The sequence below is a fragment of the Rickettsia africae ESF-5 genome (assembly GCF_000023005.1).
Taxonomy (GTDB): Bacteria; Pseudomonadota; Alphaproteobacteria; order Rickettsiales; family Rickettsiaceae; genus Rickettsia; species Rickettsia rickettsii.
Genome location: NC_012633.1, coordinates 1,067,952 through 1,087,781 on the forward strand (window position 1 = coordinate 1,067,952; position 19,830 = coordinate 1,087,781).

The following is a 19,830-nucleotide window of genomic DNA, read 5'->3' on the forward strand; positions in this document are numbered from 1 at the left end:
ATCCTCATATTTTTTTGGTTTTGTTGTGTGGATATCTAATCATCATTGCGAGGAAAAATTGAAAATTTTGACGAAGCAATCTCATACCAAAATCCTGAGATTGCCACGCAGCCTACGGCTGCTCGCAATGATGGTTATTTATAAAATTAATCGCAATCTCAAGCCCCCGTCCATCTATTGAATGCGCAAGAGACGTTAATTTATGTCCGCTATGCTCTATATGCAGCTTAGATAAATAGTTTGAAGCATTATACATCTCGCTAACACCGACCACCTCATCTAATTCCCCATGAATCAAGCATATAGGAGTAAGCTTATTATTCACTTCCATAGGTGGAATTAATGCACCCGAAAAACCTATAGTACAGCAAAACGGCTCTTTTTGAACTAGTGTTAAATATAATCCTATCATCGTACCTTGAGAAAAGCCAATAATGATAGTATCTTTGTTGGTTAGATTTAACTCGTCCTGCTTTTGCTTTATTATATCTTCAACCTTAGAAATATTATTTGCAATTAGCTTTGCCATAATATGCGGGCTGCGGTCTTGCAAACTAAACCATTGTCTACCATAAGGCATCATATCATAAGCCTCGATACCATGCGGGGAAATAAAATGACAATTGGGTAAATAATTTTTGATATAAGGCACAAGTCCTATTAAATCATGTCCGTCCGAGCCGACACCGTGCAGTAATACTACTAGCTTCTTCGGCGGCTGCTCTTTACTTTCTACTTCGGGGTATTCTAAATATTTGCTCATGTTTTTATATGTTTATGTACTTAAAATATTAAGGTTGAGTAGTAGTAAAGGTCAATTTCAAAAAGAGCAAGGAGTCTGCAAGGCGAGGAGCGGAGCGTATACTGAATACGTGAACACCACAGAACTTACTAGACGAATACGCCAATTTTTGAAATTCACCGAGTATACACTTTCAACATCTTCTCAAGTTCTCCACTTTGATATAACTCTCTAGCAATATCACACCCGCCGACTAATTCTCCGTTAATGTATAATTGTGGGAATGTCGGCCAGTCGCTAAATTTTTTTAAATCTTCACGTAATTCAGCATCAAAAAGTACATTAATATCACGAAATTCTACACCTAATTTATTCAAAATAGCTACTACGGTTCCTGAAAATCCGCATGCAGGCGACTTTTTAATACCTTTCATGAACAATACTACTTTATTATTTTTTATCTCATTTTCTATAAATTTAAAATTTTTATTTTCTAGCATTTTAAGACTCAATAATTTATCTTCTAAAATACACTTTCTATAGCAATATATGCAAGCACAAATAGTTAATAAAATTTTTGAGATTTTTAGCAAGAATAATCCCAATCCGAAAACCGAATTAATATATAAGAATGATTTTACCTTATTAGTAGCGGTAATATTATCTGCTCAAGCCACCGATATATCAGTAAATTTAGCAACTAAATCTTTATTTGCAACTTATGATACACCAGAAAAAATTTTAGAACTCGGCGAAGAAGGACTTAAAAAATATATACAATCTATAGGACTATTTAACAGCAAAGCAAAAAATATTATCGCATTATGTAAAATATTGATAAGTAATTATCAAGCTTCAGTACCGAATGATTTTAAGGCATTAATTAAACTACCGGGCGTTGGCAGAAAAACTGCTAATGTTGTACTAAATTGCTTATTCGGCATGCCTACAATGGCAGTTGATACGCATGTCTTTAGAGTAGCCAACAGAATCGGGCTTGCTAAAGGCGGTACTCCTGAAATAGTAGAAAAAGAGCTACTGCAGATTATCGATACAAAATGGCTAACGCATGCCCATCACTGGCTAATTCTGCACGGCAGATATATATGCAAAGCTAGAAAACCTGATTGCGACATCTGCCCTATTAAAGAGTATTGCGATTATTATTTTAACCTTAAATAAGAGTTATAGTAAATCTTATAAATTACCAATTATTTCTGAATAATATTCATGTTCTATAGAATTAGGTTTAGGATCAAGTGTTGCTAATGTTTCTAAATGACAAGTAACGAACGGTGCACCTTTTACCTTGCCCCCTGCATAGGTACGGATGTTTGCAAAACCAAGCGAATTCTCCTTCCATTTGTGCACTAGTTAATTCCCGTTTTTATCATAAAGACTAAATATTGTCATCATCCTCAATAAGTTTTATAGGGGTTTGTTTATTATCTAAATTTTCTTGCTGATATCCTATATATATTTTATCTAAAACTCCTTTTTTCTCATATTCTTTAAGAATTATTTGTGTCATTTCTTTTACCGGTACAGTAATCATATATTCTTTTTTATTAGAATAAATATCTCTGGCACAGGCGGCAATAAAACTATGAAGTTTAACTGCAAGATTTTTATGTTTTATAATAAAAGGTTTTTCTTGATATATTGGAAGTCTTGCTATACCAGAATGCGAAATAAAGCTTGCATTTTGAGAAGTCAGCATGGTTATAAACATCTCTATAGATGAAGTATCACGCGAGTCATATTTTATTGGAAACAAAGGCTACATAATACATCGGTTAAGCCTTGATCATGATAATCTAAGCTAGCGGAAAAGGCATACTTCCCCTTAAAAATTTTTATCACCAGATCATTACCTTGATAAGAACTTTGAAAGCTACTCTGCTTACCCAAAAAATCTTGCCAAGCAGACATATTCGCTCCGTTGACTTTTACCATATAAAAATGTAAGTCATCTTCCTGTTTATAATGATGAATTTCTGAATTTACTTTTTGTATTTGTGTCTCTTGTAACTTTTTAAAAATACCCTGTAAATCAGAATATTGTTTATCTATTTTACTGAAATTATACTTAGAACCAAGCTGTAAAGCTCGCCCATATTGCATTTCGATTCCATCCGGGGTTTTATCTTCTTTACATACAGCTTTTATAAATTGACTTAACTGTTCTTCATCTTTAGTAAAATTATTTTTTTAAATTTCTCTAAGAATTTTTTTAATAAAGCCTCTTTTCTGCGATCTGTCATATTAACATCAATATGATTAGTAATATTTATGCCTGTTTTTAATCTTAAATTCAAAATATCTTCCATATATCTATAGAAGGTATAAATTTCTATAGTTTGGGGCTTAAAAGATCAATTATCATTTAATTGCAAAATAAAATCATTTACTTCTTTCCAATGTTCATAGGTTGATATATCAAGAGCGATAATTTTATCCTTTACTATAATAAGGATTTTGAAGAAAATTAAAAATCTCTTGTAAGCTTATTCCCTCTAAATTTGTACAATCTAAGACACCATCTTGCATAAAAGATAGTGCTTCTTTCAATTGATCATTGATTTTTCTTTCATTTGATAAATCTTTTAAATATTAATTCTTAAAGAAATATTAAAAATTAATATTTTATCAACAAAATATCTTATGTGATTATAAAGATACGGCTAAGTGATGTGTACAAATACTTTAAATTTTAATATATTTTCAAGTTGACAATTTTTTGCTTACTTCATAATATCTAGGCTCACTTTGATAAAGGTAAAATTTATGCGTTCAGCACTTATAACTTCTATATTAGTAGCTGTAGCTTTCTTAACAAGTGCTTGTAATACAATGCAAGGTGCAGGTCAAGATATACAGGCAGCCGGTAAAAAACTTAAAGATTCGGCAGAAAGCAATAAGCCTCAAAAAGGTTGCGGCTGTCCTCACAGCTCAGCTAACTAAATATACTGTTTTTTATAATGGGTCGTCTGCCAATTCTTCATTTACTCGGAGTATATATCGCAGACGACTTTTTATTTTTCTGCCTCATCGATTTCTGCTTTTAGCTTTTCTATTTAATTATTGTTTCTAGAGGCTCTTTATCAATTAGCATTTCTTTTGTTATTTCAATATTTCTTCTAGCTTCGCCTTCAGCTCTTCCTTCCTCTTTCATCTTTTTAAAAGCACTAGTTTCAATTCTAAGCCACTCTAAACGATTTTCATATTCCTCTCTTTCTGCATCATTTAAATTTATTACCTCAAGCACGGTTAATGCTTTTTTCAATACATCATTATCCAATTCTTTCGGTAAATTATCTTTATTTAATAAATCATTACGTGTTAAAATGCTAGTTACGTGTTAAAATGCTAGCCATATATCTAAAGCATTTTTAACTTTCTTGACAACATCAGATAACTCCTCCTTAGGATGCTTAGCAAATTTATTAATCTCTATCGTATGTAACTCTATATCTTTAAAATATACTAAACCACTTTTTATTTCCTTTAACTGAAAAGAATTATGATATTCATCTGTATCTGTAATACTGGTAAAATTAAGTATGTGTATCCCTATTGTTTTATTTAATGCCACATAATCTGATCCCTCTTTCAGTTGCTCCGTATACATTTTCGCCCAGTAATACAAAGCTCTTTTATCGTAATCCACTTCATCGGTTACTTGGATTTCGATTTATACCTTTTACTGCTTTTACTTTTGGCTTTTATATCAAGTATAGATAGTTTATCGGCTTTAAAATTCTTTGGATTATACGGATTAAGTAATGTTACTTCTACAATCTGATCTTTCTCACTTACTATTGAATTAATAAGCGATATCAATAAATCTTTATTCTCTTCTACTCCGAAGATTTTTTTAAATGCTAAATCTACTCTCGGATTAACTTTTGACATATTATTATGTTACTGAATGTGATTTTCTCTTTATTTTAGCATATTCTGAGGTAAATATTCTACTATAAATTTATATTAAATCTTTTGCTTATTCACCAATCTATATATCTCTTTTTTACTATAAACATCTTTGAATTTGTCATAAACAAGTTCGGTAGTAGTTTTGCTACTTAAGTTTTTACTTAAGCAAAGTTCTATAAATTTTTCTAAATTTTTGTGTTGGTTTTGTTCCTGTATATTTCCTGAAATCAACAATACTATCTCACCTTTTAAAATATTATTTTGATAGAACTCTATTATTTCATCTATATCCCCTGTTTTTATTTCTTGATACAGTTTAGTTAACTCACGAGCTACACATATTTCTCGGTTTCCTAGTATTTCCTTAGCTACCGATAAAGTATTTATCAAACGAGGAGCCGTTTCAAAAAAAATCAAAGTAGCCTTAAGATTTACTAGTTCAGAAAAAATCTTTTTCTTACTTTCTATAGTTTTAGGTAAAAACCCGTGAAATAAAAATCGATCAGTAGGAAGAGCCGATAAAGTTAGAGCAGTAACCGGTGCAGATACTCCCGGTACTACGTCTATATGACAATTAAGATTGCGTATACCTCTAACTAACTTATAGCCGGGATCGGAAATTAAAGGAGTCCCCGCATCAGAAATTAAGCTTATTATATTGCCCGATTTTATTAAACTTATGATATTTTCTCTATCTTTCTCGTCACTATGATCATTATAAATTTGTAATTTTGTATGAATATCATGTTTTGCTAGCAATTTTTGTGATATTCTAGTATCCTCGCATAAGATAATATCCGAATTTTTTAAAGTCGATATAGCACGAAGCGTTATATCTTCAAAATTACCGATCGGTGTTGAAACAATATATAATGCCGGTTTGGAAAGATATCTAATCATAGTTTTTTAATTTTAAGTAACATTATGGCTAGTATAAAACATAAACTACGAATCGTTCTATCATTTTTTTGCTTGATATATTTAACGTCCTGTCAAACTCCTAAAGAAGAACCTATAAGTTTTCCTAAAAAAGAACAAACAGAAATTGAGATTGCAATTTTAATGCCAAATCAGGGTCCTGATAGTATTGTCGGGAAACAATATAAAGATTTAATTAAAATGGGACTTAACGACGGAATCAAATCTTACATACATGTTACTTCTTACGATGGTTCAGACGAAAAAAACGTTTTAGCTGCTATGGATAAAATAGTAGCACGTAAAACTAAGATTATTTTAGGTCCTCTATATTCTAACTTTACCTCTCTAATAGCCGAAAAAGCAAAGGCAAATGATATTATTATAATAACTATGTCAAATAATCCGGCTCTTGCAGAAGATAAATTATTTGTATTCGGTCATGCACCTTTAAAACAACTGATACGTATCATTAATTATTACGCAAGTAACAACCATAAAGATTTTATGGCATTATTACCTAAAGGGAAGCATTCGCAAACTATTAGTCAAGTAATGCAAAATATATTGATTCAGAACAATGCATCATTATCACGCACTGAATTTTATGAGGATAATCCTGAATCTATAGCAAAAGCCGCAAGAAATATTTCAGACAATACCGATATTATAAATGAACATAGCGACACAACAAAACCGGTTATTTATCTATCAGACGATCCAAAAAATTTAAACCTACTTGCTGATAGTATTCGTAAATATAATTTAGATAAAAAGGCTATTTTAATCGGTGATCATCGTATTGATATCGATTACCCTGAAAATATCGATATTAGCTTTACCGGCTCTTTAAATTTACTCAATAGCAACGTTCCGGATAGGGCAAAAGACTTAGGTATTAACCATATGGGCTTCATGCATCTTCTTTCTTATGATTTAGGACGTATGACTGCAAACTATATAGGCAATGAATTTGCATCTGAAAGGTTTTTAAATAGAATGAACAGTAGACAACCTTATATAGGTTTATCCGGTAATATTTATTTCATCGATGGAGTAGCTCAGAGACGATATGATATTATTAGGAAAGAGAATGGGATATATTCTACTGTTTCAGGAAATTAGGGCGTTGTTGTATCTTGGTCACTCAGTAACCTGACCATGTGTTGTACGAATGTTCAGGATGTCATTCCCGCGGAAGCGGGAATCCAGTACTTTAAAGATTTTTTGAAAAGCTCGATTTATCTCGCTTTACTCTGGATTCCCGCTTCCGCGGGAATAACATTGAGTAGGTTTTTCAAGCCATGCAACAAGGCTGGTCAAGCCACATGATGACAAAGGGACACTAACTAAAGATTAATTATTTATTTTTATCATTATCACTACCGTCGTCTTTCAGGCCGTCTTTAAAAGCTTTAAGACCTTTAGCAAGATCGGACATGACTTGCGGTAATTTGCCGGCACCGAATAATACAAAAATAATTAATAAAACTATTAATAAATGGCTAAAGCTCATTCCCATGATATTTTTTTTGCTGTATAAGTTAAAATTTAATTATATAAGATATTATAGCTCTAATCTAGGATAAAATAATTAAAGAAATGTTTACTAAAAAACAATTTTCAGAATTTTTTGTTACTTTTTTTTATATCGGGAAAATAAAATACTGCCCAGGCACTTTTGGATCGATTGCTGCTTTCCCTCTAACTTATTTCTTAATATATTTTATTGTTAATAACAAAATAATCATTCCTTTCTCAAGTCTTACTCTCGGTGAAGCTCAACTTGTCAGTATATTTATTATAAGCTTTAGCCTATGTTTGATACTCTTAATGCTCGGCACTTATTTTACTAAAATATATTTAAATTATACAAAGTCAGAAGACCCTAAAGAAGTGGTCATTGATGAAGTAGTAGGGCAAATACTAACTATTGTTTTAGTATTTTTTTCCGCTTTATTTGCTAATGAATCGTATTTAATTAAATATTTTAGTCCGCTAACAATAAATATTATATTACTTTTCGTATTACCTTTTTGTCTATTCCGATTTTTTGATATAGTAAAGCCCTGGCCTATTAATTGGTTGGACAAAAATATTAAGGGCAGTATCGGCGTTATGCTTGATGATTTGCTAGCCGCAATATTTGCTGCGGTAACTCAATACGCAATTATATTTGTGTTAATAGATATTCGACAATAGATTTGCTATAAAAAAAGATCATTGACTAATTTCTAATATAATAATATGATACGATAAATATTTATAAATTTTTAAAGAGATAGTTTTCATGTTCGCAGTTATAAAAGCAGGTGGAAAACAATATAAAGTAGACAGAAATAGTATTATTAAAGTCGAAAAAATTGATGGAGAACTTGGCTCTAAAATTCAGTTTGATCAAATTTTAATGATTGGCGAATACTCAAAGCCTTCTTTTATTGGGACTCCAATAGTTAAAGGGGCTGTCGTTACGGCTGAAATTACTAACCAACTTAAAGATAATAAAATTATAGTCTTTAAGAAAAAGCGTAGAAAAAATTATCGTCGTAAAGCCGGTCATCGTCAAGAATTGACGGAATTAAAAATATTAGATATTACCAAACAATAATAATAACTTAAAAGGAATTATAAAATGGCAACCAAAAAAGCCGGTGGTGGTTCTAGAAACGGAAGAGACTCAGCCGGTCGAAGGCTGGGAGTAAAAAAAACCGATGGACAATATGTAATACCCGGTAATATTATAGTTAGACAACGCGGCACAAAAATTCATCCTGGAACGAATGTAGGGCTTGGCAAAGATCATACAATATTTGCTTTGATAGAAGGTAGAGTAGAATTTTTAACTAAGCGAAATCATAAAATCGTGAATGTTAAAGGAATTGCAAGTACTTAAGTATTGCGATTTGATCTACTAGTGTTACGTGGAACGAAAAATGCTTTTTATGGCATTGTTACGTTGATTGGTAAAGTCCACTTGGTCACCCCGTGGCTTGACTAAAGGGCCCATAAAAATAATTTAAAGTACTAATATTATTAGTATTTTAAGCTGGATCCCGTGATCAAGTCGCGAGATGACAATTGACAACCGTTCCACACAATAATGTCTGTAAGTGCGCTAGATGACGACAGGCGGAAATTAATTATATAACATAATATTCTATTAGGCTTTATTTATGGCCTTAATAATTCAAAAATTCGGTGGCACTTCCGTTGCAAATATTGATAGAATAAAAAAAATCGTTCCTATCATAAAAACCGAAATAGCTAAAAATAACCAAATAATTGTAGTAGTTTCGGCTATGGCAGGTGTTACTAATCAACTTGTCACATTGTGTAATGAAGTATCAAGCCTTAATAACATTTCTCAATTTGCAGAATATGATGTAGCACTTTCTAGCGGTGAAATAGTCACTGCTTCATTACTAGCGCTCGCTCTTCAAGAAGAAGATATAAAGGCGCGATCATTTCTAGCTTGGCAATTACCGATGCTCACCGATAATAATCATAGTAAAGCTTTAGTAGAATCAATTACTACAGATTTACTAGAAAAATATTTACAGTTAAATACCATCCCTATAATAGCCGGTTTTCAAGGAATTAACAAATCCAATAGGTTAACTACTTTGGGCAGAGGAGGATCTGATACTACTGCCGCCTTAATCGCTGCAGCTATGAAAGCCGATAGATGTGATATTTATACCGATGTAGAGGGAATATTTACTGCTGATCCAAGAATTATTCCAAATGCCAAGAAGATAAAAGAAATAGATTTTTTAGAAATGTTAGAACTAGCATCAAGTGGAGCAAAAGTACTACACCCTAGAGCCGGAGAGTTAGTAATGCGGTATAAAATAGATATGCGTGTTCTGTCAACATTTTCACCGGATACAGAAGGTACGTTAATCACTTCAAAGGATAAAAATATGGAGAATGGGATTATTAACAGCATTACTTCTAATAAAAATTTATTAAAAATATCTGTAAAGAGCATTTCTTTAAGTTTTTTGCAAGTTGCAAATATGATTACACAAAATAATAATCATATTGAGTTTATGCAAGAGATAAAAAATAATGAAGAATATAGTTTTATTACAAATTTAACCGATAAAAATAATTTACAAGCTTTACTGACTAATTTAAAAGATGATAAGCAGATACAAGATTTTACTTTTGATACCGAAATTGCTACAATCTCTCTTATTGGTTATGGGATTAAAAATGATTGTAAATTACTTGAAACGATATTATCAAAGTTAACGAACGATAATATAAATGTTCACATGATACAATTATCAGAAGTTAAAATTACCTTATTCATAAATGATCAAGATACAGAAAAAACAATTTTTAATTTATATAATCTTTTTAAAATATCTTAGATTCTGCATCTGAAATTTAATTTATAGAAAAAGAAATGGAACAGACATGGCTCATAATACTACAGAAAAATTTTATAATTTGTGACAAAAAAAGTTAAAATAGATTAATTTAAATTTCATATATAAGACCTAAATACTTAATTCAATAGCTTAAATTTATTATTTTCATTATAATTATCTTCTATTTACTATTTATTAGTTATATATTAATAAATAAATCTAAGAGACTATCTATGAAGTTATTTTAACTCTCAATTTTTAGGAGTAAATTTTACAGGAACAAATAATGAGCGAAGATATAAGGTCAAAAGAACGATTTAATCGGATTAACGATATATCAGAAACAAATAAAGATGATCCAGAAGAAATTAGAAATAATTTTAAAAAATTTGTACTGAATATATTAGAAACAGACAATATAACCCCGTATAAGTTAAGTGAAAAAACAGGTACTCATGAAACAGCGTGGAAAAATTTTCTAGATGGTCGTACAAAAATGCCTGATATGGGAGCAATTGTTGCTCTTGCAGATTATAAAAATGTTCCACTAGATGAAGTAATAGGCAGAGATATAAATAAAGCAAAAAAGATAACGGTAGAAATAAAACAAACTCCGGAAATATCGGCATCTATAGCTAAACTACCAAAAGATATACTGCAAGAAGCCATGTTGATAGGAGAAAAAACTAGAGGGTTTATTCATAAACCAAAAAATAAAAAGACAAAATCTTTTGCTGAACAAGTTAAAAGCTCTAATAAACCGAAAGGAAGGTCTATCTAAATAAAAATATGTTTTTCAATATTGAGCCTAATATAAAACTTAAAACCTTACTTGATATTCTAAAATGGAAAATAACTTCAAAACGACCAAAATGGCCGACAACACTGCCATTTACTTCCACTGATATTCCACCACAAAAAATAACTAGCAGTAAAAATACACAACTAAATCTCGATCGCTTCAGACAAGATGAATTTAAGGACGAGTCTGCACAGTGTACATTAGTACGTGACTACAGAGACGAGTTCCACGAAATTCATTAGTATCAAGCGATCGAGATGACGCTGTACGAGTAGCCTAAGTAGGACATGTAACCTTTTGAATTCAAATAGACGGTTTAAATATCTTAACCGATCCGGTATGGTCGGAGCGGGTTAGTCCTTTTACTTTTACAGGACCAACGAGAGTGGTAAAATCCGGTATTAATTTTACCGATTTACCTAAAATAGATGTTATATTAATAAGCCATAATCACTATGACCATTTAGACATCAGAACAATTAAAGATTTATGGGTACAAGATAACCCTAAGATTATTACACCGCTAATGAATGACGTAATAATCAAAAAACATATTACCGATGCAGAAATTGTTACCTTAGGGTGGGGAGAGTCATATAAAGAACAAGAAATACAGCTAAATTCAAAAAGTTTCTAAGAAGATGAAATTAAAGGCGATGTAGAATTTTATTTAGAACCGACACAGCATTGGTCGGCTAGAGGAATATTTGATAAAAATAAAGCATTATGGGGAACTTTGATCATTAAAACTAAGATAGGAGATATTTGTTTTATAGGTGATTCGGGTTATAACGATAATCTTTTTAAAGAGATCGGAAAAAAACATAATATTGATGAAAATAAGTTGATTACCCCTGAAATAGGTGAATTTTTCCTATTTGATAAAAATGATTTATAGTTTATGCACTTAAATTAGATGTGTTTTGTCTACCCATACTATATGTTTTACTGGATCCCGTGAATAAATCACGGAATGACAGAGAGGAATAATAAGCCACACCAACCACCCCTGAACGACACAAAATTCAGTTTATAATAGAGATAAAAGCATATTTATTACTGAATAAAAATTGCCAATTTCTGATTTATCACAAGAAGAGAAAATAGAGCTACTAAATGGTTGTGCTTGGGGCGTTGCATTAGTCCATAATATTCTACCACCTTTTGCTTCTACTATTCCTATAGACATAAATATATTATCTGCATTACTTACTGAACAACCCAAAGCACTCATTAAAAAGTCATGTGTACGAGCTCCATTAGTCTTTATCATTTGCACATAATTAAGTAATACAAATATATCAGCTCCTGTTTTTTCTCCTAACATTATAACAGGTTCACCTCAAGCCATAATAAAGGCGTATATAAAGCAGTATAAGTATTATTATAGGAGCTACGGAAACGAGATACTAAATCATCAAGCTTTTGTGTTCTAATATCTTTGTTGTACAATAGCTTAACTCTTAAACCATTCTTCTGCATTGCTAAAGAAATTTCTTGCTTCAACAATTCTTCCAAATGATCTTCATAGTTATATTTACGTTCTTTGCAATTACCAATATCTAACGTATATACTTCCGTTTGCATCGGTAAAACTAATATTTCCTTGTATACATAAGATAATAAAAATTATAGATTTATGAAAAATTTTATGCATAACATTTAAAGTTACCGTCAAGATTTATTTTTTACCTATTACGGTTAAATAATATGGTCATAGAATAAGCAAGTACGGCAAACATGCAAAGATATAAAATCGGGAATAGGTTAAAATCAAATGATTTTATTACCTTTGCACAAATATAATTAGCAGTACCGGACATTAACATTGAGCCGATATTATGTCCTAAACTTATAACACGATAGCGTTCTTTAACTACAAAAGACTTAATAACTATACTATGAGCAAGAGAATTAAAAGGTGCAACTGATGCAGCTAACATTAAACTAGCTGCAAGCCCTAAATTAGTCATTTGATATTTTACTGCTATCACAAAAAATACACTTGCTGTAATAGTACATATAAATGCGATTTTTAATACTGAATTAACTCCTAAGCGATCGGCAATAAAACCGGCAATCGGCATGCAAACAGCAAAACATATTACTATTAAGACCGAAAAAGCACTCATAATAATACCGACTGAAGGTAATACGATCGGTAAATAGTGCTTCATAAAGATGATCGCAATTTGATATATTGCTCCAAAACCTCCGGCTAAAAATATTAACCGTGCAATATTTTTCCATTGCTTTTTAATTATAGAGCTAAGTTTTTCAATAGAATCTTGGCTATAGTGTGCTTTTTTAAACTCCGGTGTTTCATCAAATTTCCGGCGATAATAAAGAGTTATTAATGCAAGTGGTAAACTTAGTAAAAACGGAATACGCCAACCCCACTCCGGAAAAATATGAGAATTAAAGAAATTAGTTGCACCGATTCCGCATAATAAACCCATTACTCCTGTACATCTAGTTATTGCCGAGGCAGTAAATCGGTATTTTGCTCCTAAATGTTCAATAACATAAATTGCTGCACCGTCATATTCCCCTCCAATAAAAATACCTTGCATGAAGCGACATAAAACTAAAATTATTGTACTCCAAACTCCTATCGAGGAATAATCGGGCAATAAACCTATTATTAAGGTAGGGATTACAATACCGATAATCGTAAAACTTAAGGCTTTTTTTCGACCGTATATATCCCCTATACATCCAAAAATATAAGCACCCATAGGCTTTGATAAATATGCTGCTGCATAAACGGCAAAAACATTTACAAGCTTTGTTAATAGATCAGTACTGGCTGAAAAGAATTTATCAGCGATAATTGCCGCTGAAAAACCATATAAACTATAGTCGTAATATTCAATAATAGTGCCTAAAAAAGCACCGAGAACTTTATTGCGTGATTTTGTTTGTTTCATTTTAAAGGTATACTGTGAGTAAACGAAAAGTAGGTAGACGACGAAGTTTAATTTGGAAAAGAGCAAGGCGTTTTGAAGCTGATAACCGCAGTGTACATACTAGTACGTGAGGATTATCAGCAAAAGACAACGTAGCCAATTTTTCAAATTAAACGAGTATACATGACCGCTTTGGCCGTTACTTAAAATCCTTCAAAGACCTTTATGTAAAGGTGGACTTCATATATCTAAACTGAATTAGTATTAGACAGGGACGATGTCCTAAAAGTTAGTGGTAGTCCTAGGTTAATATTAAGCTCACGAACCAAGCAGCTAATAGTTAATATATCACTTTTCCATTTTACGTGCAAGGTTTTCTAGGTAACCTGCTATAGTAGTTAAGGTTTCTGCGAATTTTTCTTCGTCGGGATGATTTTTTTGAAGACCATTTTTATTAAGTTTTTCTGTTAGACTAGCTATTTCAGCTTGTGCATTAAGTGATGCCATAACTAATAATAACTCAAAAGAGGCTGTGGGACTACCAAGTTTAATTTCCGCTATTTTATCATTCAATTTATTCGCTAAAGATAGTAATTCTTCCTCATCTCCATTATTACAATATAATTGAAAACTCTTGTTATTTAATGTTACCGTAACAATTGACATAATTATTTTTGCTGTTTTTTTATTTCTTCAAGTTCATTAATATAAATGTTAATTTGATCTAGCATTATTATATAATTATCTTTTAATGCTTTATTTTCGTTTTGTAATTTTTGAACTTCATTTTGATTATTTACAAGCATACTCAACAAATCATCGAGTTTATGTTCTACTTCTTCCATTAATTTCTTTAGACTGCTTACATAACTTGCTTCTAAAGGTAATTTGTACGTCGATCCTGTACTCGCATCCTCACGTACGTCTATGTACGCTGCGGTGCCGCGTTCCGTGTCTCCTTCCAATGCCTCTTTATTAGCTTCATTCTGTAAGCAGTTTAATATTTCATTATCCATTTTCGTTTAAGCGTTAATTATGAATGGATGACTTACAATAATAATTGATAACATTATAATAGATATAAGTACTAATTGTTTTTTACGTTTATAATTTATCACCGTAGCTCTTTTATTATTTAATAATTTTTCGGTTTCGTTCTGTTTAGTAGCTTCTATCTGCTCTGCATTTCTATCTTTTACATTAAGATAATCCAAGTATAATTTTAAGTAACCTCTTACGTATACTTCTCCCGGTAAAACATCAAAATCACCCTCTTCTAAAGCTACTAAATATTTTTTTCTAATTTTTAAATCACTAGATACCTGATTTAAAGTTTTACCTGAATCTAACCTAATTTGCTTAAGCATTGACGACATAATTTACTCAAGTTTCTGTAAGAATATTTCAAATTTCTTGTTTGCTAAAATAATTATATTTAAGTCTATAGTTTCTTGAGCTTTAATTTCTTTAATAAAATCAAGCAAATTTCTAACTAAGTTATTATTATTATCAATCCATAAATCTAAATCAATAGTTGTTTTAGATTTATTAATTATTTTTATTAATAATCTACGTTGTTTGTCATATAAATCATCTTTTAGCGATTGAATACCTAAGCGACGCCAAAATGAATCGTTCAATTGCCTATCACAAACTTTACGTAACCAATCAAGACTAAACATATCACTTATAACAAAATAAACTTTTGCTATCTCTTTATTATTCCCTGAAGTCTGTTTTGTTACATATATAATGTCAAATACTGAAATTAAATTGTCAAATGTAGCGATAGTAGCAGCCAATGATTCCTCTACCCCGCTAGTGGTATAATAATTTAATTTTTCTTCAAATCTTATTTTAGTTTCTCCGACTAATAAAGTATCTACCGTTTTTCTTAAGTTTTGTGCAGGAACTCTAAACTCTTCTATAGTTTCACTAATATTAATAGGATGTTTTAAATTTTTAATAAACCACGAAATACCTCGACGCATTAATTTCGTTATTTCGGTAAACATGTCGATTTTTACATTGTAATCAATATTAGTAGGTAGCTTACTTATTGTTTCCCATATATCATCAAGATCAAAAATTTCACAAATAATGGTATATGACCTTATTATATCACAAAGAGGAACCCCAATCTCACGCTTTACAATACTAATAAGCGGTCCCCCAAGCTGATTCATTATTTTATTTATAGTAACGGTTTTAATAATCTCATGTTTAAGTGGATGAGATAAAATTTCATTACGAAACTTTTTTTGCATCATTTCAGGAAAATAATCTATAAGATATGCATCAAAATATTTATCATGGGAAAAAGTAGAATTAATTAACTCATGATAAGCAGATCTCTTACTATATGATAGCAATATGCAAAGCTCAGGACGAGTTAATACTTCACCGCTCATAGCTCTGCTATTCAATTCTTCTGCACTAGGCAAGAATTCATTTTCCCGCTCTAATACTTTTTCTTCTTCTAAAATATCTATAAATTGACTAAGTATATTAACAGTTAAAGTAGGAGATAGTTGCATAATTGTTATTGCTTCGGTTTGCTTATAATTATCAAGTAATACTAACTCTTCAACTTGCTTTGTCATATCGTTTAGAAGTTTATTACGTTCTTCTAAAGTAATTTTTCCTGAGGTTATCGCACTACTTAAAGCAATCTTGATATTTACCTCATGATCGGAGCAATCAACACCTGCTGAATTATCAATAAAGTCAGCATTTATGCGCCCGCCTTTTTTAGCATATTCAACTCTACCTCTCTGTGATACCCCAACATTACCGCCTTCTGCTATAACTTTTGCTCTAATTTCTTCACCGTTACATCTAAGGTTATCATTTGCTTTATCACCGATTTCTAAATTATTTTCCGTTTTAGCTTTGATATAAGTGCCTATTCCGCCATTCCACAATAAATCAACATCTGCTTTTAAAATAGCTTTAATTAATTCTTCCGGTGATAATTCATTATCATTTATATCAAGTAATTTTTTAATTTCCGGCGATAATTTTATTAATTTACTACTGCGTTCAAATACTTTGCCTCCTTTAGAAATAAGCTTAGAATCATAATCAGACCAATTAGACCCCTTTAAATTAAATAAACGCAAACGCTCATTAAAACTTGATAAAGGATCAGGAGTAGGATCAATAAATATATGTTTATGATTAAAGGCAGCAACTAACTTAATAGTCTCTGATCTGAGCATACCGTTACCGAACACATCTCCCGACATATCTCCTATACCTACGACGGTAATAGGGTCTTTTTGGACATCTAACCCTAAAGTTTTAAAGTGATTAGTTACGGAAATCCAAGCTCCTTTGGAAGTAATAGCCATTTTTTTATGATCGTAACCTGCAGAACCACCGGAAGCAAAAGCATCATCAAGCCAGTAATTATATTCTCTTGCCACACTATTAGCATAATCCGAAAATGAGGCTGTACCTTTATCGGCAGCAACCACTAAATAAGGATCTTCTTTATCATAAATAATAACGTCTTTTGGATGTACTACTTTACCGTCAATGATATTATCAGTTATGTCTAATAAACCTCTAAGGAAATTCTTATAGCACTCTACCACTTTTTCCATATATTCATCACGAGTAAGCCCTTCCTCAGTAAAATGAACATAAAATCCGCCTTTAGAACCGACAGGGACAATAACAGAATTCTTAGTCATTTGTGCTTTCATAAGCCCAAGGACCTCAAGCCTATAATCTTCTGCTCTATCCGACCATCTAAGCCCTCCGCGTGATACGGGACCGCCTCTTAAATGAACAGCTTCAAAATTTCTAGAATAAACAAATGCTTCGGCAAACGGAACAGGTTTAGGTAAATCCGGTACTTTTGAAGAATCAAACTTAAATGAAAAAATATGTTTATGTGGTTGATAGTAATTTGTTCTAGTAATAGCATTAACTATACCAAGCATATTACGTAGTACTTTATCTTCACTACTCATCTCAACGGTTACTAAGTAATTATTTAGTTTATCTTTAATTACGTCACAATTATTATCCGAATGTTTAGGATTAAATTTTATATCAAATAGATTTACCAACATTTTTGTATATTCGGGATGTTTAAGTAACGTTAACTGTACATAGCCTTTACCGTAACTAAATCCCGTTTGATGTAAATATCTTGTTAAAGCTTTGACGAGTTTAACTTGCTTCCAATTAAAACCGGCAAGCACTATTAATTTACTTAAAGAATCATTAGCAAGCATCCCAAGTGCCATTTTGTCTAAAGCTTCTTCAACATTTATTTTTAATTCGGTAATATTATCCTTTACAGGTACAATAGAAGTTAAGATAAAATTATATATCCAGCTTTCTTTGATTTCGAGAGCCTCCTTAATTGCAAAAGTTTGTTCATCAATTGCTTTAAAACCTAAATTTTCTATTGGCGGCAATATGTTAGAAAGTGCAAGTTTTACTTTTGGACTATATATTTTTAAGTAAAATTCCGTTTCATTTACAGAAACTAGATTAAACATACATTTTTGTGACTTACTTGCTTCCGTTAGATATTCAATATCTACTAAAGCTATTTCCGGAGAAAATTTTTGCCGATAATCTGCCGAAAAAACATTATCAAAAAGCTTTAAATTAATACCTGCTTGATATTCGCCGAATTTTTTAGAAAACTTAAAATAAAAATCTTCACTCCAACATGTAGAGATACGATCTAAATCGTGCTGTATTATTTCTGCTTCAAAATTTATTTTATGTTCCCCTTGTGCTTCAAGCGTTACAAAAAGATAAGAAAAATTACCGGCTACTTCGGTGATATAGTTGGATAAAATTTTACTACCGAATTTTTCTGCTAAATAACAATCTATCATATTATGGATTTCAGCCGTTAAACGTTCTCGTGGCAGAAAAATTATGATATTAAGAAAAGAACTAGACCAATCATATTGAATAAATAATTTAAGCTTCTTACTCATCATACTTGAGAGCATATGTAAACACATACAATATAAATCGCCTTGATCAATTTGTATTAAAGCTTCTCTCGGTAACGACTCCATTAAAATTCTTAACTTATCAGCATTATAACCAGATAATGCAAAACCGGCTTTCTCAATTACAAAATTAAATTTTTGTCGTAGGATTGGAATATTACTTATTGAATGGTAATACATATTTGAATTATATATACCGAAAATTATACTTCCCGCAATATATTCACCCGAAGAGTCAAAATTTTTCACTAAGATATAGTCGATTAAATTATCTGAATGGATAAGCGACGCACTATTTATTTTACCGAGTATTATTAATTGATTTTGATATAAAGGATTAGCAGAACATTTTATAATATCATCAATCTCGTCTTTTACTTCTTGCCATATTTTTGCTGCTCCTATTTCATTGCTTAATTTTAAAGATTTTACTTCAAAATCAAGAGTCCCTAATAAAACCAAATTATCGTTTTGTAACCAATTTAAGAATTCTTTAGCCTCTTTAAAATTTAATTTATAATTATCAATTATATTTTTAGATAAATCTTGTAATTTTGTGCGTAATTGCGGTAAATAGCTATAGCTTTGCTCTAACTTTTCTAATCTTTCATTTATAGCCTCAGTTAAAAATGTAGTAGTTTTATCGTCAAAATTTCCTAAAATGGTTAAATGTAGTATTGATTCTGATTTTTCATCCGACACAGAATTTGCTAATATTTTTTCTAATTCTCCTTTACTATTTCGGACACAGTTTATTACCGGATGGAGTAAAAACTTAGTTTGCAAATTCATGTTTTTAAGCAGACATATGATAAAATCAACAATATGCGGCTTATTATCAAGTAATATCAAGACATTTATTGCCGGATCATTTTCGATAACTGCCTTTGTTATTGCTATTTTTCTTGCTCTTGCTATCCTTTGCTTAAAAAACTTAAAGGCTTCATCTGCAAAATTTTGGAACAATTTTGCTCTATTCTCAAAATCATAATCTATCGGAATATAATTTAAAAACTTTTGAACAAAATCTATATATATGGAACTTGACTCACGTTCCTTGCTAAGTTCTAGAATTTTAGTTTTATAATTCGGGATTTGACAATTTAAACGGCTAAAGTTTAAAGAGGTTGTTTTTGGGGTCATGATTTGCTTAATT

27 protein-coding genes, 1 other RNA gene and 1 pseudogene are annotated in these 19,830 nt (G+C 31.1%); 11 read left to right on the top strand and 18 right to left on the bottom strand.

Annotation, left to right across the window (positions count from 1 at the left end; translation table 11 throughout):
- Positions 1-112: 112 nt before the first annotated feature.
- Entirely contained in the window at positions 113-763 is a 651-nt protein-coding gene (locus RAF_RS05835; protein ID WP_012719997.1) for a hydrolase, read from the bottom strand.
- A gap of 155 nt (positions 764-918) precedes the next feature.
- Positions 919-1,242 (bottom strand): Grx4 family monothiol glutaredoxin, encoded by a 324-nt coding sequence (gene grxD / locus RAF_RS05840; RefSeq protein ID WP_041472045.1) that lies wholly within the window; start codon positions 1,240-1,242, stop codon positions 919-921.
- A gap of 49 nt (positions 1,243-1,291) precedes the next feature.
- Here grxD and nth point away from each other — a divergent pair, with 49 nt between their 5' ends.
- The gene (gene nth, locus RAF_RS05845; RefSeq protein ID WP_012719999.1) at positions 1,292-1,924 is read left to right on the top strand and encodes an endonuclease III; all 633 of its coding nucleotides are present in this window, start codon (positions 1,292-1,294) and stop codon (positions 1,922-1,924) included.
- 15 nt (positions 1,925-1,939) lie between these two features.
- Here nth and RAF_RS09510 read toward each other — a convergent pair whose 3' ends face one another.
- The 3 genes from RAF_RS09510 to RAF_RS10130 are packed head-to-tail and all read right to left on the bottom strand — an operon-like array spanning position 1,940 to position 2,866.
- Positions 1,940-2,113, bottom strand: a complete 174-nt coding sequence (locus tag RAF_RS09510; RefSeq protein WP_200858172.1) for a hypothetical protein — start codon at positions 2,111-2,113, stop codon at positions 1,940-1,942.
- Between the two features lie 28 nt (positions 2,114-2,141).
- The gene (locus RAF_RS05850; protein ID WP_041471945.1) at positions 2,142-2,519 is read right to left on the bottom strand and encodes a hypothetical protein; all 378 of its coding nucleotides are present in this window, start codon (positions 2,517-2,519) and stop codon (positions 2,142-2,144) included.
- The gene (locus RAF_RS10130) at positions 2,507-2,866 is read right to left on the bottom strand and encodes a hypothetical protein (RefSeq protein WP_234943893.1); all 360 of its coding nucleotides are present in this window, start codon (positions 2,864-2,866) and stop codon (positions 2,507-2,509) included. The genes RAF_RS05850 and RAF_RS10130 overlap by 13 nt, the downstream gene beginning before the upstream one ends.
- 663 nt (positions 2,867-3,529) lie before the next feature.
- On the opposite strand from RAF_RS10130, the gene RAF_RS05870 reads away from it, so the two are divergent.
- Positions 3,530-3,706, top strand: a complete 177-nt coding sequence (locus RAF_RS05870; RefSeq protein WP_004997492.1) for an entericidin A/B family lipoprotein — start codon at positions 3,530-3,532, stop codon at positions 3,704-3,706.
- 109 nt (positions 3,707-3,815) lie between these two features.
- Here the strand turns inward: RAF_RS05870 and RAF_RS10135 are convergent, their stop codons facing one another.
- The 4 genes from RAF_RS10135 to rsmI form a co-directional block, all read right to left on the bottom strand.
- A complete protein-coding gene (locus RAF_RS10135; RefSeq protein WP_234943894.1) occupies positions 3,816-4,043 on the bottom strand; it encodes a hypothetical protein in 228 nt (75 codons plus the stop codon).
- Between the two features lie 60 nt (positions 4,044-4,103).
- The gene (locus tag RAF_RS10435) at positions 4,104-4,412 is read right to left on the bottom strand and encodes an Rpn family recombination-promoting nuclease/putative transposase (protein ID WP_041471946.1); all 309 of its coding nucleotides are present in this window, start codon (positions 4,410-4,412) and stop codon (positions 4,104-4,106) included.
- Between the two features lie 8 nt (positions 4,413-4,420).
- Complete coding sequence (locus RAF_RS10440; RefSeq protein ID WP_010977728.1) at positions 4,421-4,657, bottom strand: PD-(D/E)XK nuclease family transposase; 237 nt, start codon at positions 4,655-4,657, stop codon at positions 4,421-4,423.
- A 75-nt stretch (positions 4,658-4,732) separates the two neighbouring features.
- Entirely contained in the window at positions 4,733-5,578 is an 846-nt protein-coding gene (gene rsmI, locus RAF_RS05890; protein ID WP_012720001.1) for a 16S rRNA (cytidine(1402)-2'-O)-methyltransferase, read from the bottom strand.
- Between the two features lie 24 nt (positions 5,579-5,602).
- Here rsmI and RAF_RS05895 point away from each other — a divergent pair, with 24 nt between their 5' ends.
- On the top strand, positions 5,603-6,721 hold the full coding sequence (locus RAF_RS05895) for a penicillin-binding protein activator (protein WP_012720002.1): 1,119 nt from the start codon (positions 5,603-5,605) through the stop codon (positions 6,719-6,721).
- Positions 6,722-6,956: 235 nt separating this feature from the next.
- On the opposite strand, the gene RAF_RS05900 is transcribed toward RAF_RS05895, so the two are convergent.
- Positions 6,957-7,118 carry a Sec-independent protein translocase subunit TatA gene (locus RAF_RS05900; protein WP_012720003.1) on the bottom strand — a complete coding sequence of 54 codons (162 nt, stop codon included), beginning with the start codon at positions 7,116-7,118 and terminating at the stop codon, positions 6,957-6,959.
- 80 nt (positions 7,119-7,198) lie between these two features.
- Here RAF_RS05900 and RAF_RS05905 point away from each other — a divergent pair, with 80 nt between their 5' ends.
- From RAF_RS05905 to RAF_RS05940, 8 genes and pseudogenes are all read left to right on the top strand, one after another.
- The gene (locus RAF_RS05905; RefSeq protein ID WP_012720004.1) at positions 7,199-7,798 is read left to right on the top strand and encodes a phosphatidylglycerophosphatase A; all 600 of its coding nucleotides are present in this window, start codon (positions 7,199-7,201) and stop codon (positions 7,796-7,798) included.
- A gap of 88 nt (positions 7,799-7,886) precedes the next feature.
- Complete coding sequence (gene rplU, locus RAF_RS05910; protein ID WP_004997480.1) at positions 7,887-8,204, top strand: 50S ribosomal protein L21; 318 nt, start codon at positions 7,887-7,889, stop codon at positions 8,202-8,204.
- 24 nt (positions 8,205-8,228) lie between these two features.
- Positions 8,229-8,489: a 50S ribosomal protein L27 gene (gene rpmA, locus RAF_RS05915; RefSeq protein ID WP_012720005.1), complete on the top strand. Its 261-nt coding sequence runs from the start codon at positions 8,229-8,231 to the stop codon at positions 8,487-8,489.
- 280 nt (positions 8,490-8,769) lie between these two features.
- Entirely contained in the window at positions 8,770-9,975 is a 1,206-nt protein-coding gene (locus RAF_RS05920; protein ID WP_012720006.1) for an aspartate kinase, read from the top strand.
- 286 nt (positions 9,976-10,261) lie between these two features.
- On the top strand, positions 10,262-10,756 hold the full coding sequence (locus RAF_RS05925) for a hypothetical protein (RefSeq protein ID WP_012720007.1): 495 nt from the start codon (positions 10,262-10,264) through the stop codon (positions 10,754-10,756).
- Positions 10,757-10,911: 155 nt separating this feature from the next.
- Positions 10,912-11,045, top strand: a pseudogene (locus tag RAF_RS10660) (palindromic element RPE3 domain-containing protein); the annotation flags it as partial.
- A 54-nt stretch (positions 11,046-11,099) separates the two neighbouring features.
- Positions 11,100-11,414, top strand: coding sequence for an MBL fold metallo-hydrolase (locus RAF_RS05935; RefSeq protein ID WP_083762127.1), 315 nt, complete (start codon positions 11,100-11,102; stop codon positions 11,412-11,414).
- Between the two features lie 99 nt (positions 11,415-11,513).
- Entirely contained in the window at positions 11,514-11,675 is a 162-nt protein-coding gene (locus RAF_RS05940) for a hypothetical protein (RefSeq protein WP_004997461.1), read from the top strand.
- Between the two features lie 132 nt (positions 11,676-11,807).
- On the opposite strand, the gene RAF_RS05945 is transcribed toward RAF_RS05940, so the two are convergent.
- The 8 genes from RAF_RS05945 to RAF_RS05975 form a co-directional block, all read right to left on the bottom strand.
- Positions 11,808-12,104 carry a hypothetical protein gene (locus tag RAF_RS05945; protein ID WP_041471948.1) on the bottom strand — a complete coding sequence of 99 codons (297 nt, stop codon included), beginning with the start codon at positions 12,102-12,104 and terminating at the stop codon, positions 11,808-11,810.
- The gene (locus RAF_RS05950; protein WP_041471949.1) at positions 12,104-12,364 is read right to left on the bottom strand and encodes a hypothetical protein; all 261 of its coding nucleotides are present in this window, start codon (positions 12,362-12,364) and stop codon (positions 12,104-12,106) included. Before RAF_RS05950 ends, RAF_RS05945 begins: the two co-directional genes overlap by 1 nt.
- 101 nt (positions 12,365-12,465) lie before the next feature.
- Positions 12,466-13,707: an MFS transporter gene (locus RAF_RS05955; RefSeq protein WP_012720008.1), complete on the bottom strand. Its 1,242-nt coding sequence runs from the start codon at positions 13,705-13,707 to the stop codon at positions 12,466-12,468.
- Between the two features lie 159 nt (positions 13,708-13,866).
- A non-coding RNA gene (gene ssrS, locus RAF_RS08300) (6S RNA) lies at positions 13,867-14,025 on the bottom strand.
- A 9-nt stretch (positions 14,026-14,034) separates the two neighbouring features.
- Entirely contained in the window at positions 14,035-14,352 is a 318-nt protein-coding gene (locus RAF_RS05960) for a cell division protein ZapA (RefSeq protein WP_012720010.1), read from the bottom strand.
- Between the two features lie 2 nt (positions 14,353-14,354).
- Positions 14,355-14,702, bottom strand: a complete 348-nt coding sequence (locus tag RAF_RS05965; protein ID WP_012720011.1) for a palindromic element RPE1 domain-containing protein — start codon at positions 14,700-14,702, stop codon at positions 14,355-14,357.
- Between the two features lie 6 nt (positions 14,703-14,708).
- Positions 14,709-15,062: a helix-turn-helix domain-containing protein gene (locus tag RAF_RS05970; RefSeq protein WP_012720012.1), complete on the bottom strand. Its 354-nt coding sequence runs from the start codon at positions 15,060-15,062 to the stop codon at positions 14,709-14,711.
- Positions 15,063-15,065: 3 nt separating this feature from the next.
- The gene (locus RAF_RS05975; protein WP_012720013.1) at positions 15,066-19,817 is read right to left on the bottom strand and encodes an NAD-glutamate dehydrogenase; all 4,752 of its coding nucleotides are present in this window, start codon (positions 19,815-19,817) and stop codon (positions 15,066-15,068) included.
- Positions 19,818-19,830 lie beyond the last annotated feature (13 nt).